Origin of the sequence: Marisediminicola sp. LYQ85, assembly GCF_046600695.1 — a bacterium.
GTDB lineage: Bacteria > Actinomycetota > Actinomycetes > Actinomycetales > Microbacteriaceae > Marisediminicola.
In genome coordinates this window covers 980,777-993,768 of record NZ_JBKIWO010000001.1, presented here as the reverse complement: position 1 = coordinate 993,768, position 12,992 = coordinate 980,777, and the positions used below count along the sequence as shown (strand labels likewise).

The following is a 12,992-nucleotide window of genomic DNA, read 5'->3' as shown; positions in this document are numbered from 1 at the left end:
CCCCCGTTCTCGTCTCCTCACTACGATGTGCTGCGGAAAGGCCCTCCGATCGACCTGACAGCTCTCACCACCGCGTCGACCGCGGCGACGACCCTCCTCGGTGTCGTCGTCGCTCTGCTCGTCGACTTCTGGTGGGGTCGTGCCTCCGCGGCGTCGATCGGGAGAGCCGCGATCGCGACGGCCATCGGCTGGACGGCGTTCCTGCTCGCGTGGGCTGGTGCCGGCAGGGCGCTCGACGGCGCCCTGGTGCTTCCACTCGCGGCGGTGAGCGGGCTCGCCGCCGTGCTCGTGTCGACGCCCGCGCACATCGTCGGCCTCTCGCCACACCGCACGTACGGCGTCGTCGCGGCGTGGTCGCTGCTCGTCTACTCGCCCATCACCCTCGTCGCGTTCACGACCGTGTCAGGGTTTTTCGCGACGGGATACGTGCCTCTCGATCTCGCGGGAGCGCTCCCCGGGCTCGTGGCTGCGGGGGCGAGCGGGGCGGCATTCCTCCTCGTCACGCGAGACACCGACCGGGCCTTCCCGCCCGGGGTCGACCGGCGGTCGCGCGTGCGGATCGTTCTCCTCTTCGCCGTCCTGTGGGCGCTGTGGCTCGTGTGGATGCTCGGGCTCGAACTCGCGATCACGACGGCGTCGCCCCGCATCCTCCTGAACGGCCTTCTCGCTCCCGTCGCCGCCGCGGTCGCCTGGCTCGTCGTGCAGCGGATCCGTCGAGCCGAGACGACCCTCACCGCCGCGCTCGGTGGGCTCTACTGCGGCCTCGTCGCCATCGCCCCCGCGGGCGGCTACATCGACTCCACGGGCGCGATCGTCACGGGCGCGACGGCGGGCGCGGTGTGTTCGCTCCTCGGATACCACCTCGCGAGGACGAACGGTCAAGCCTCGTGGTTGCCCACGATCCAGCTGCTCGTCGGCGGCACCATCGGCGCCGTGCTCGTCGGCGTCTTCGCCATCAGGTCGGGACTCGTCGTGATGGGGCAGCCCGAGACGATCCTGAGCCAGCTCGCGAGTGCGGGCTCGGCGATCGGGCTCTCGTTCGTCGTCTCCCTCGTGCTGTGGTCGATCGCGACTCGCGGAGGTCGGCGCGCGCGCGTCGACACTCAGTGACGGCGTCGTACAGTGACGACGTGGACCCCATCACTCCCCGCGCTCCCGGCCTCACCGGAGCGGTCGTGCTCTCGCAGTTCTGGCGCGATCTCGTGTTCGTGCACTGGCGAGTGGATGCCTCGGAGGTCGCGCCACTCCTTCCGCCCGGAATCGTGCCGGACGAGTTCGACGGGTCGTCGTGGGTCGGTCTGATCCCGTTCGAAATGGAACAGACGCGCGTTCTCGGGCGCGTGCCCGTCGGATACTTCGGCACCTTCACCGAGGTGAACGTGCGCCTCTACGGGGTCGACCGGCACGGTCGCCGCGGTGTCGTCTTCTCGTCGCTCGAAGCCTCGCGACTCGCGGCCGTGCTCACGGCTCGAGCCGCGTTCTCGCTGCCATATCAGTGGGCGCGAGCCGCCTCGGTGCGCCGGGGGAGCGACGTCGCCTATCGCTCCCACCGACTCGACGGGTCGGGCGCGATGTCCCGTGTGCGGGCGGCGACGTCGACGACACCCGCGGTGGGCGAGCTCGCGGAGTTCCTCACCGCTCGATGGACTCTCTTCGTCGAGAGGCGCGGGCGCACGCTCATCATGCCCAACGAGCACGACACGTGGGCGCTCTTCGACGCCGACCTGGTCGACCTCGACGAGTCGCTCCTCGCCGCGGCCGGCATCCGCTCGGTCGGACGCCGCGAGCCGGACTCGGTGCTCTATTCGCCCGGGGTGCGCACGCTCTTCGGTGCGCCCGCGGCGGTGTGACCGGAGGCGAGCTGCCGACGAGGTGACGCACCCGACCGGTCGAGGGTGTCGCGCGCCACGAGGGTTCCGCCCACGACCGCAGCGGGCATCGCCGCGACCGCGCCGAGGGGGATGAGGAACATCAGGTAGGTCGCCACGCCGAATCCCAGCGCGAAAGCCCGGCGGGAGCGCAACAGCCGGCGTCGCTCCGTGAGCGTGAACCCGCGCGAGTCGAAGGCGCGCGCCGTCAGTTCGACGGCGAGGAACCAGCCGCCGACGATCGCCGAGAGCACGGGAACGAGAACGCCGCCGACGACGGGCACGAGCCCCGTGAGCACGACGGCGAGGCTCGCACCGACGGTCACGAGCAGAATGCGGAGAGAATCGGATGTCGACCGCCACAGTGACCGCCAGAATCCGGGCGTCTCCGCCGCAGGGCCGCCACCCAGACGCGTCTCGACCGACGCCCAGATCTTCTCGTAGAAGACGTCACCCACGAGGAGGGTGAGGGCCGTGAACGTGTAGACGAGCGCGAGGCCCGCGATGACGACGATGCCGACCGACACAAGGGTCACGGCGGCGAACTCGAGGGCCTCACCCCACCCGCGCGCGAACGGCGTGAGCCACTCGGCGATCGCCGTCACGTTGACCGCGAGCACGACGAAGAGGACGACGAAGACCACGGCGACGACGAGGGCGGGGAGAGCGCCCATGATCATCAGGCGAGGGGCCGTGGACCACATCGCGAGGCCCCGACCGAGCATCCGCACCCCGGCGAAGAACTCCTGAGCCACGCCCGGGCGGGCCTCGACCGGACGATCCATGCGCTCAGCGTAGTGGTCGGGAGCGCCCGCGGCGACCGCCTTGACGAGGCTCCGTGTCGCAGATCGAATGGAGGTACGCAACGAATTGGAGCAAGCTCAATGACGGTACCTCTCATCACCCTCAACAACGGCGTCACCATCCCTCAGCTGGGTCTCGGTGTCTTCCAGACCCCGCCGGACGAGACGCAGAAAGTCGTCGAACTCGCCTTCGAGAAGGGCTACCGCCACGTCGACACCGCGGCGGGCTACTACAACGAGGAGGGTGTCGGCGCCGCGATCGCCGCATCGGGACTGCCGCGCGAAGACATCTTCGTGACCACGAAACTCCGCAACGGCGACCAGGGCTACGACAGCACCCTCGCGGCGTTCGAAGACAGCCGCGCGAAGCTCGGCACCGACTTCGTCGACCTGTACCTCATCCACTGGCCCTACCCGAAGCACGGGCTCTTCGTCGAGACGTGGCGTGCCTTCGAAAAGCTCTACGCCGAAGGGCTCATTCGCGCCATCGGTGTGTCGAACTTCCTGCCGCACCACCTCGAGGAGCTCCTCGGCGCGACCGACACGGTTCCCGCGGTCAATCAGATCGAGGTGCACCCGACCTTTCAGCAGGCCGACCTGTCGACCTTCTCCATCGAACGGGACATCGAGATCGAGGCATACAGCCCGCTCGGGCAGGGGGCCGACCTCGAGAGCGACATCGTCACATCGCTCGCGACGGCGCACGATGCCACGCCGGCGCAGATCGTTCTCGCGTGGCACCTCGCGCAGGGGCGCATCGTGATCCCCAAGTCGGTGACACCCGAGCGCATCGAGTCGAACCTCGCGGCAGCGGACGTCTCGCTGACCCTCGACGAGCTCGCCCAGATCGACGCGCTCGAGTCCGGCGGACGCATCGGAGCCGATCCCGACACCGCCGATTTCACGCAGTACCCCAAGAAGTAGCGCGCGACAACCCACAGCGGATGCTGCGTCCCGGACCTCGGGGCGCAGCATCCGCTTCGTCGTTCAGACGGACGCTTTCTCGGGTAGCGCGTCTGCCGGAGTGGATTCAGACGGAGGCAGCCCACCGGTTGCGACGTCGGCCCGGGGCCGGTACGACCACATCACGAGTGTGTAGAGAATCGCTCCGAGCAGGGCTCCGATGACCCAGGCGAACCCGCGGAGCCCCACGAGCACGGGAACCCACACCGCCGCGATGGAGAAGATCGCCGCGACCCCGACCGCGACGAGAGCACGGATGTTCCACCCCCTCTGGTAGAAGTACCGTCCGTCGGCGCGCATCGTGAACAGATCGTCGACTTTCACCGAGCGTCGGCGCACGACGTAGTAATCCGCGACGAGCACCCCGTAGAGCGGGGCGAGGATCGCCCCGAGGGTGTCGACGAACGCCGGCAGACCGATCTGACTGATCGTCGCGACCCAGAGCGCCCCGACGACGAACCCGAGGGCGGCGGTGAGGTATCCGCCCGTCTGGAAGCTGATGCGCTGCGGCGCGAGGTTCGAGAGGTCGTAGGCGGGCGGGATGAAGTTGGCGACGAGGTTGATGCCGATGGTCGCGATCACGAAGGTCACGGCGGCGACGATCGTGAGGGCGACGTTGCCGACGAGCCCGACGATCTCCGCCGGGTTGGTGAGCGGTTCGCCCTCGCCGCCCTGCAGCACGATGTACGCGCCCGCCGTCGTGAACAGGCTCAGGAAGGTGAAGAACGTGAGGCTCACGGGGAGCCCGTAGAAGTTGCCGCGCCTCATCGACTTCTCCGTGCGGGAGAACCTGGCGAAATCACCGAAGTTGATGATGACCGCCGAGAAATAGGCGATCATCGTGCCGATGACCCCGAAGAACGCCCCGACGGCCGCCCAACCCTCGACGGACGCGCTCGTGAAGATCGACCCGACGGCGGGGATCAACCGGTCGCCCGCCTGCACCCAGATGGCGATGAGCAGGGCGATCATCACGATGTAGACGGCGGGGCCGGCGAAGTTCAAGAACTTCTCGATCCAGGCGATGCCCTTGAGGAACAGCACCACCTGCAGACCCGCGACGAAGACGTAGGACACCCAATCGACCCACGTCATCCCCATGAACGTCGCCTCGGGTGGCGTGACGATGACGGCGTTGATGGCGAGTGCGACGGCGGTCGAGGCGAAATAGGTCTGCGCGCCGTACCAGAAGATCGCGACGATGCCGCGGATGAGGGCGGGGAACTGCGCTCCGCGCACCCCCATGCTCGAGCGAGCCATGACCGCGTAGGGAATGCCGTACTTGACGCTCGGCTTGCCCGTCAGGTTCACGAGGAAGTTCACGAACACTCCGGCGAGGATGATCGCGGCGAACACCCACCACCCGCTGATGCCCGCCGTGATGAAGAGGCTCGCCGCGAGGGTGTAGCCCGCGAGGCTCTGCACGTCGTTGGTCCACACGTTGAAGAACTCGAACGCTCCCCATCGACGTTTCTCGCGGGGGAGCGGGGCGAGGTCGTCGTTGTACAGACCCGGGTGCGGGTCCGATCCGGCGTGCGTGTCGAAGTCGTCGACGGGGGCGGTCGCGGTCATGGAAGCCTCCAGCGTGAGGGGGACTGGATGGTGCAGGTCGACGACGTCATCGGCGTTGCGCGCCACGCTAGCCCTCGGCCGACGTCGACGGGTTTCACGGGTGTAACACCCGCGTGACGATGGGGAACGCCGAACGGAACGGCTCCGGCAGAAGGAGATGAAAGGAGTGTGGGCGATACCGGACTCGAACCGATGACCTCTTCCGTGTGAAGGAAGCGCGCTACCAACTGCGCCAATCGCCCTGACAGCTCCAATCCTGCCACAACTCGCGGGGTCGTCAGCCACACTCTCGCGACACGGCCGTCACGAATTGGCTCTCGCTCTCGACGTGGGCTAGAGTCTTCAACGCACGCAGAAATGCGAGCAAGCGGATGTGGCGCAGTGGTAGCGCATCACCTTGCCAAGGTGAGGGTCGCGAGTTCGAATCTCGTCATCCGCTCGAGTCAAGTCTCACGTGGCAGGTTCGCGTGGAGTGAGAAATCACTCATGGTGGCGTGGCCGAGAGGCGAGGCAGCGGCCTGCAAAGCCGTCCACACGGGTTCAAATCCCGTCGCCACCTCCAGAAATGCCTCGACACAGCAGCACACAACAGAACACGAGTTTGAGCGATTGGCGCAGCGGTAGCGCGCTTCCCTGACACGGAAGAGGTCGCTGGTTCGATCCCAGTATCGCTCACACACACGAAGGCCCCGGAACGCGAGTTCCGGGGCCTTCGTCATTGGTGGATCGAGCCGGCGACCGACGGTCGTCGTCGATCGCTTCGCGATCTCCCCGAGACGACCGTCCTGGTTCGATCCCCGTATCGCTCACACACCACGAGGGCCCCGGAACGCGAGTTCCGGGGCCTTCGTCGTTCATCGACACCCCGCGCGGCGCACCCCCGCCCCCGCACTAAAGTTGGGGGAATGACCTCCGCGAACACCGGCTTCGAGCTTTTCACCGACCGATCGATCGTCGCCATGCGCGTCAACGGAGAGCTCGTCGACCTCGCAACGACGGTGGGGCCGGATGACACGGTCGAACCCGTCGCCATCGACTCGCCCGACGGGCTCAGTATCCTCCGGCACTCCGCCGCCCACGTGACCGCGCAAGCCGTGCAGACCATCAACCCCGAGGCGAAGCTCGGCATCGGGCCGCCCATCACCGACGGTTTCTACTACGACTTCGACGTCGCCGTGCCGTTCACCCCCGACGACGTCAAAGCGATCGACAAAGCGATGGACCGCATCATCCGTGCCGGCCAGCGTTTCGTGCGTCGCGTCGTCACCGAAGACGAGGCGCGCGCCGAGCTCGCCGACGAGCCGTACAAGCTCGAGCTCATCGGCCTCAAGGGTGCGGCGGCCGAGGGCGGAGACAACGAGTCGGTCGAGGTCGGCGCGGGAGAGCTCACGATCTACGACAACGTCGACCCGAAGACGGGCGAGACGGTCTGGAAAGACCTGTGCCGCGGACCCCACCTGCCGAACACGCGCATGATCGGCAACGGTGCGGCCCTCATGCGCACGGCCGCCGCATACTGGCGCGGGTCGGAGAAGAACCCGCAGCTGCAGCGCATCTACGGCACGGCGTGGCCGACCAAAGACGAGCTTCGCGCCTACCAGACCCGTCTCGAGGAGGCCGCGAAGCGCGATCACCGCAAGCTCGGCAGCGAACTCGACCTGTTCTCGTTCCCCGACGAGATCGGTTCGGGTCTCGCGGTCTTCCACCCCAAGGGCGGCATCATCCGCGCCGAGATCGAGGACTACATGCGCGAGAGGCTCATCGCCAACGGCTATGAGCAGGTCTACTCGCCCCACATCACCAAGGGGTCGCTCTTCGAGACGAGCGGTCACCTGCAGTGGTACAAGGACGGCATGTTCCCGGCGATGCACCTCGACGAAGAGACGGATGCCGACGGCCATATCACTCGGCAGGGCCAGGACTACTACCTCAAGCCGATGAACTGCCCCTTCCACAACCTCATCTACCGTGCTCGCGGGCGCAGCTACCGCGAGTTGCCCCTGCGTCTCGCGGAATTCGGCACGGTGTACCGCTACGAGAAGAGCGGAACCCTCTCGGGCCTCACCCGCGTGCGCGGACTCACCCAGGACGACGCTCACATCTACGTGACGCCCGATCAGGTGAAGACCGAGATCGCGAGCCAGCTCGAGTTCGTTCTCGAGACCCTGCGCGGCTACGGCCTCAACGACTTCTACCTCGAGCTCTCGACCCGCAACCCCGAGAAGTCGGTCGGGTCGCTCGAACTGTGGGATGACGCGACCGAGACCCTGCGCGAGGTCGCGACCGAGTCGGGCCTCGAGCTCGTGGCCGACCCCGGGGGTGCCGCGTTCTACGGACCCAAGATCTCGGTGCAGGCGCGGGACGCCATCGGGCGCACGTGGCAGCTCTCGACGGTGCAGCTCGACTTCAACCAGCCCGAGAGGTTCGACCTCGAGTACACCGCCGCCGACGGCACCCGCCAGCAGCCGATCATGATCCACCGCGCGCTTCTCGGCTCGATCGAGCGATTCTTCGCGATCCTGCTCGAGCACTACGCGGGCGCGTTCCCGGTGTGGCTCGCCCCCGTGCAGGTCGTGGGCATCCCGGTCGCCGAGGACTACGGCCCCTACCTCGACGAGGTCATCGCTCAGCTGCGCGCGAAAGGCGTGCGCGCCGAGGTCGACCACTCGAGCGACCGCATGCCGAAGAAGATCCGCACCCACACGAAAGCGAAAGTGCCGTTCCAGCTCATCGTGGGCGAAGAGGATCGCGCGGCCGGTGCCGTGAGCTTCCGATTCCGCGACGGCACCCAGGAGAACGGCGTGCCGGTCGACGACGCGATCGCGCGCATCACCGCCGCGATCGCCGACAAGGTGCAGGTGTGACCGTGCCACCCCTCGACGACGACGTGCGCGTCGACGGGTCGTCCGAGCTCGCGGGAGTGCCCGACGAGTTCCAGCGCCTGTGGACGCCGCACCGCATGGTCTACATCGAGACGGGGCAACAGCCCGCTCCCGACGCGTGCCCGTTCTGCGTCGCCCCCACGATGTCCGACGAGGATGCCCTCATAGTGGCGCGGGGGAAGCACGCCTTCGTGCTGCTCAACCTGTTCCCCTACAACAGCGGGCACCTACTCGTGTGTCCCTACCGTCACGTCGCCACCTACGACGAGGCGACCCCCGAGGAGGTCGCGGAGATCGGGAGCCTCACGCAGACGGCGATGCGCGTCATCAAGACGGTCTCGCGCAACGACGGCTACAACATCGGGATGAACCAGGGCAAGCTCGCGGGAGCCGGCATCGCCGACCATCTTCACCAGCACATCGTGCCGCGCTGGGCCCACGACTCCAACTTCTTCCCGATCATCGCGAAGACGAAGGCGCTCCCTCAACTTCTGGGGGACGTACGCCGCAGCATCGCCGAGGCCTGGCCCGCCTCCTGACCCCGTCCGGCCGACTCCCGGCCGGCCGTCTACTCCGGACGTCACACACGGGGGTTCGGCGGCAGACGCCCAGCACCCGAGAGCTAGAATGAGCCCACCATGAGCGACAACACGAACACCGAAACCGTCGGCACGAGCCGGGTCAAACGAGGCCTCGCCGAGATGCTCAAGGGCGGTGTCATCATGGACGTCGTCAACGCCGAGCAGGCGCGCATTGCCGAAGACGCGGGGGCCGTCGCCGTCATGGCGCTCGAGCGCATCCCCGCAGACATCCGTGCCGAGGGCGGAGTCTCGCGCATGAGCGACCCCGACCTCATCGAGGGCATCCGCGACGTCGTGTCCATCCCCGTGATGGCGAAGGCACGCATCGGCCACTTCGTCGAAGCTCAGATCCTCGAGGCCCTCAAGGTCGACTACATCGACGAATCCGAGGTGCTGAGCCCCGCCGACTACGTCAACCACATCGACAAGTGGAACTTCACCGTTCCCTTCGTGTGTGGCGCGACGAACCTCGGCGAGGCGCTCCGACGCATCACCGAGGGTGCCGCCATGATCCGCTCGAAGGGCGAGGCCGGCACGGGCGACGTCTCCGAGGCCACGAAGCACATCCGCACGATCAAGCGCGAGATCGCGGCCCTCACGGCCACGAGCGACGACGAGCTCTATGTCGCGGCCAAGGAGCTGCAGGCGCCGTTCGACCTCGTCAAAGAGGTCGCGCGCACGGGCAAACTCCCCGTCGTGCTCTTCACCGCCGGGGGAGTGGCCACCCCCGCGGATGCCGCGATGATGATGCAGCTCGGAGCCGACGGCGTCTTCGTCGGCTCGGGCATCTTCAAGTCGGGCAACCCCGTGGCGCGCGCCGCGGCGATCGTGAAGGCGACGACGTTCTTCGACGACCCCGCCGTGATCGCGGACGCGTCGCGCGGGCTCGGGGAGGCGATCGTCGGGATCAACGTCTCCGACCTCCCCGCACCGCACCGTCTCGCCGAGCGTGGCTGGTAACACCCCGACCGTCGGCGTGCTCGCCCTTCAGGGCGACTTCCGGGAACACCTCGCCGTTCTCACCGGGCTCGGCGTCACGTCGCGCACCGTGCGGCGGGCGAGCGAGCTCGACGAGATCGACGGTCTCGTGATCCCCGGTGGCGAGTCGACGGTCATCGACAAGCTCTCGCGCAATTTCGGTCTCGCCGAGCCCATCCGCGAGTCCATCCGCGACGGGCTGCCCGTCTACGGCACCTGCGCTGGGCTCATCATGCTCGCCGACACGATCGTCAACCCGATCTCGGGCCAGCAGAGTTTCGGGGGACTCGACGTCGCCGTGAGGCGCAACGCGTTCGGTGAGCAGACCGAGTCCTTCGAGGCCGACCTCGACATCCCGGAAGTCGGGGAGGCACCGGTGCACGCGGTCTTCATCCGTGCCCCCGTGATCGAGACGGCCGGCGAGTCGGTCGACCGGCTCGCGACCCTCGCCGACGGACGCATCGTCGCCGCACGGCAGGGCAACCTCCTCGGCACGTCGTTCCACCCGGAGATGTCGGGGGAGACCCGATTCCACGAACTGTTTCTGAGGATGATCGCCGAGCGCTGACGGTCGTGACACGAGGCGGCTGACGCACGATCTGCGGGTTCTCGAGCGGTCGGTCATAGTGGGGCCATGAAGTTCTACTCCGATTTCGCCCTCGCTCGTTCCCGTCAGATCACGGCCGACGTCGTGTGCCTCGGTCTCGCGGTCATCGCGATCGTCAGCGGCGTCACCGTCGCGGGAATCATCCGCGCCTTCGCGCAGTTCGGTGTCACGGTCGAGGAAGCCGGCGCGGGCTTGCGACAGACGATGGCGGATGCCGCCGACGCCGTCGGCTCGATCCCGCTCGTCGGCGGCGGCGTGCGCGATCCGTTCGACGGGGCGAGCGGCGCCGGGGGAGCGCTCGAATCGGCGGGCCGAGACCAGCAGATCTTCATCGACAATCTCGCGGTCGCCCTCGGGGTGCTCATCGCCGTCGTGCCCATTCTCGTCATCGCCAGACTCTGGTGGGTCACGAGGTTCGCGTTCGCCCGCCGCGCCACCGCCGCGGCGAAGACGACGCGGCTCGCGGGCGGGATGGAGTTGCTCGCGTTCCGTGCGCTCGCGAACGCGGACACCGCGCAGATCCTCTCTCTCGACCGGCCGGCGATCGAGGGGTGGCGCGACCGGGATCCGGAGACCATCCGTGCCCTCGCGGCGATCACCCTGCAGCACGCGGGCGTCAAGATCCCCTGACGAGCTCCGCGAGCGCGCGCCGCCGAACCGGCGATGCCGCGGGCCGAGTCTGCGAGCCTCGGTACACTGGACACGCACAAAGCAGGCTGCAGAGGAGACACATGTCAGGCCACTCCAAGTGGGCGACCACGAAGCACAAGAAGGCGATCATCGACTCGCGCCGTGCCAAGTCGTTCGCCAAACTCATCAAGAACATCGAGGTCGCCGCGAAGATCGGCGGCGCTGACCTCGCGGGCAATCCGACCCTCGTCGACGCCATCCAGAAGGCGAAGAAGACGTCGGTACCGAACTCGAACATCGACTCCGCCGTCAAGCGCGGCTCCGGTCAGCTCGGTGAAGCGGTCGACTACCAGACCATCATCTACGAGGCCTACGGCCCCAACGGCGTGGCACTCATGGTCGAGTGCCTCACCGACAACCGCAATCGTGCCGCGGCGGATGTGCGCGCCATCATGACGCGCAACGGCGGCACTCTCGCCGACCCGGGAAGCGTCGCCTACAACTTCAGCCGCAAGGGTGTCATCGCGGTGCGCAAGACGGAGGGCCTCACCGAAGACGACGTGCTCACCGCCGTGCTCGACGCCGGCGCCGAAGAGGTCACCGATCGCGGTGAAGGCTTCGACGTCGTGACCGATCCGGGTTCACTCGTCGCGACCCGCACGGCGCTGCAGGAGGCCGGCATCGACTACGAGTCGGCGGACATCGAGTTCGTGCCCGGGCTCCTCGTCGAGGTCGACGCCGACACGGCGCGCAAGGTCTACCGCCTCGTCGACGCCCTCGAAGACAACGACGACGTGCAGAACGTCTACGGCAACTACGACGTGCCCGCCGAGGTGCTCGCGCAGCTCGACGAGGAGTAGCCGAACCGATGACCGTGCGCGTGCTCGGAATCGACCCGGGGCTCACGCGATGCGGTGTCGGCGTCGTCGACGTTCACCCGAACCGGCGGGCGACTCTCGTCGCCGTGGGTGTCATCCGCTCCGACCCGGGGCTCGCGCTCGCGCAGCGTCTGCTGCTCATCGGTTCGGGCATCGACGACATGCTCGACACGTGGTCGCCCGACTCAGTGTCGCTCGAGCGTGTCTTCGCGCAACACAACGTGCGCACGGTCATGGGCACGGCCCAAGCGAGCGGTGTCGCTCTGCACGCGGCCGCGAAGCGCGGCCTCGAGGTCGGACTGCACACTCCGTCGGAGGTCAAGGCGGCGGTCACGGGCTACGGGTCGGCCGACAAGAAGCAGGTCGGGGCGATGGTCGCGCGCATCCTCGGTCTCACCGAACCGCCGAAACCCGCCGACGCCGCCGACGCCCTCGCGATCGCGATCTGCCACGCCTGGAGCGGAGCAGCGCTCCCGGCGAACCCTGCCGGGAGCGCCGCCCTCACGCCGGCTCAAGCGGCGTGGCGCGCCGCCGAGAGAGGCGCGGCGTCCCCTCCGCGCGACTCTAGGCTGGCACGATGATCTCGTCAGTCCGCGGCACCGTTCTCACCTCGAGCGGCGCATCCGTCGTCATCGAGGTCGGGGGCATCGGTCTCGCCGTCACCGTGACTCCCGCACACGCCGCGTCACTCCACGCGGGGGCGACGGCGACGGTGCGCACCGCTCTCATCGTGCGCGAAGACGACCTCTCGCTCTACGGGTTCGCCGACACCGACGAACTCGCGGTGTTCGACCTCCTGCGCGGCGTCACGGGGGTCGGGCCCAAGTCGGCCATGGCCGTGCTCGCGGCGATGACGGCGTCGGATGTCGCGACCGCCGTCGCGACCGAGAACGATTCCGCGTTCCGCAAGGTCTCGGGCATCGGGCCCAAGACCGCCAAACTCATCGTCTTGTCACTCACGGGCAAGATCGCGATCACTGCGCCGAGCCCCGCGAGAACGGCGGTCGCCGCCCCGGCGACGGCAGCAGACGATGTCGTCGTCGCGCTCGTCGGGTTGGGGTGGCAGGAGAGAGTCGCCGGGATCGCTGTCGCCGACGCCCTCGGAGACGATCCCGACCTCGCGGCCGCCACGGTTCCCGTGCTCCTCCGTGCGTCGCTCGCGCGACTCGGCCCGCAGGGAGCCCGCTCGTGACGCGCGAGACCTCGAGCGACGCCGCGGGGTTCGAGGGC

At 68.0% G+C, this 12,992-nt stretch carries 13 protein-coding genes and 4 tRNA genes; 14 read left to right on the top strand and 3 right to left on the bottom strand.

Translation table 11 applies throughout. From position 1 onward, the window contains the following. Positions 1-27 precede the first annotated feature (27 nt). Positions 28-1,110, top strand: a complete 1,083-nt coding sequence (locus tag ACLHG5_RS04655; protein WP_411317984.1) for a hypothetical protein — start codon at positions 28-30, stop codon at positions 1,108-1,110. 20 nt (positions 1,111-1,130) lie between these two features. Continuing rightward, entirely contained in the window at positions 1,131-1,850 is a 720-nt protein-coding gene (locus ACLHG5_RS04650; RefSeq protein ID WP_411317983.1) for a YqjF family protein, read from the top strand. On the opposite strand, the gene ACLHG5_RS04645 is transcribed toward ACLHG5_RS04650, so the two are convergent. Further along, complete coding sequence (locus tag ACLHG5_RS04645; RefSeq protein ID WP_411317982.1) at positions 1,802-2,653, bottom strand: EI24 domain-containing protein; 852 nt, start codon at positions 2,651-2,653, stop codon at positions 1,802-1,804. The genes ACLHG5_RS04650 and ACLHG5_RS04645 overlap by 49 nt on opposite strands. A 99-nt stretch (positions 2,654-2,752) precedes the next feature. Here ACLHG5_RS04645 and ACLHG5_RS04640 point away from each other — a divergent pair, with 99 nt between their 5' ends. Next, positions 2,753-3,595, top strand: coding sequence for an aldo/keto reductase (locus tag ACLHG5_RS04640; RefSeq protein ID WP_411317981.1), 843 nt, complete (start codon positions 2,753-2,755; stop codon positions 3,593-3,595). 63 nt (positions 3,596-3,658) lie between these two features. On the opposite strand, the gene ACLHG5_RS04635 is transcribed toward ACLHG5_RS04640, so the two are convergent. Further along, positions 3,659-5,206 carry an NCS1 family nucleobase:cation symporter-1 gene (locus tag ACLHG5_RS04635; RefSeq protein ID WP_411317980.1) on the bottom strand — a complete coding sequence of 516 codons (1,548 nt, stop codon included), beginning with the start codon at positions 5,204-5,206 and terminating at the stop codon, positions 3,659-3,661. A gap of 169 nt (positions 5,207-5,375) precedes the next feature. Beyond that, a tRNA-Val gene (locus ACLHG5_RS04630) sits at positions 5,376-5,448 on the bottom strand. Positions 5,449-5,573: 125 nt separating this feature from the next. Between ACLHG5_RS04630 and ACLHG5_RS04625 the strand changes: the two genes are divergently transcribed. The 11 genes from ACLHG5_RS04625 to ruvA all read left to right on the top strand — a co-directional run bounded on the left by ACLHG5_RS04625 (position 5,574) and on the right by ruvA (position 12,954). Then, positions 5,574-5,645, top strand: a tRNA-Gly gene (locus ACLHG5_RS04625). A 49-nt stretch (positions 5,646-5,694) separates the two neighbouring features. Continuing rightward, positions 5,695-5,768: transfer RNA gene (locus tag ACLHG5_RS04620), tRNA-Cys, on the top strand. 41 nt (positions 5,769-5,809) lie between these two features. Then, positions 5,810-5,881, top strand: a tRNA-Val gene (locus ACLHG5_RS04615). Positions 5,882-6,111: 230 nt separating this feature from the next. Then, positions 6,112-8,070: a threonine--tRNA ligase gene (gene thrS, locus ACLHG5_RS04610; RefSeq protein ID WP_411317979.1), complete on the top strand. Its 1,959-nt coding sequence runs from the start codon at positions 6,112-6,114 to the stop codon at positions 8,068-8,070. Further along, a complete protein-coding gene (locus tag ACLHG5_RS04605; protein ID WP_411317978.1) occupies positions 8,067-8,627 on the top strand; it encodes an HIT family protein in 561 nt (186 codons plus the stop codon). Before thrS ends, ACLHG5_RS04605 begins: the two co-directional genes overlap by 4 nt. A gap of 99 nt (positions 8,628-8,726) precedes the next feature. Continuing rightward, on the top strand, positions 8,727-9,629 hold the full coding sequence (pdxS, locus tag ACLHG5_RS04600; protein ID WP_411315375.1) for a pyridoxal 5'-phosphate synthase lyase subunit PdxS: 903 nt from the start codon (positions 8,727-8,729) through the stop codon (positions 9,627-9,629). Continuing rightward, the gene (gene pdxT / locus ACLHG5_RS04595; protein ID WP_411315376.1) at positions 9,619-10,215 is read left to right on the top strand and encodes a pyridoxal 5'-phosphate synthase glutaminase subunit PdxT; all 597 of its coding nucleotides are present in this window, start codon (positions 9,619-9,621) and stop codon (positions 10,213-10,215) included. The genes pdxS and pdxT overlap by 11 nt, the downstream gene beginning before the upstream one ends. 66 nt (positions 10,216-10,281) lie before the next feature. Continuing rightward, a complete protein-coding gene (locus tag ACLHG5_RS04590; RefSeq protein WP_411315377.1) occupies positions 10,282-10,884 on the top strand; it encodes a hypothetical protein in 603 nt (200 codons plus the stop codon). Between the two features lie 101 nt (positions 10,885-10,985). Continuing rightward, entirely contained in the window at positions 10,986-11,744 is a 759-nt protein-coding gene (locus ACLHG5_RS04585; RefSeq protein WP_411315378.1) for a YebC/PmpR family DNA-binding transcriptional regulator, read from the top strand. An 8-nt stretch (positions 11,745-11,752) separates the two neighbouring features. Next, the gene (ruvC, locus tag ACLHG5_RS04580) at positions 11,753-12,343 is read left to right on the top strand and encodes a crossover junction endodeoxyribonuclease RuvC (RefSeq protein ID WP_411315379.1); all 591 of its coding nucleotides are present in this window, start codon (positions 11,753-11,755) and stop codon (positions 12,341-12,343) included. Continuing rightward, positions 12,340-12,954: a Holliday junction branch migration protein RuvA gene (gene ruvA, locus ACLHG5_RS04575; RefSeq protein WP_411315380.1), complete on the top strand. Its 615-nt coding sequence runs from the start codon at positions 12,340-12,342 to the stop codon at positions 12,952-12,954. Before ruvC ends, ruvA begins: the two co-directional genes overlap by 4 nt. Positions 12,955-12,992: the final 38 nt, after the last annotated feature.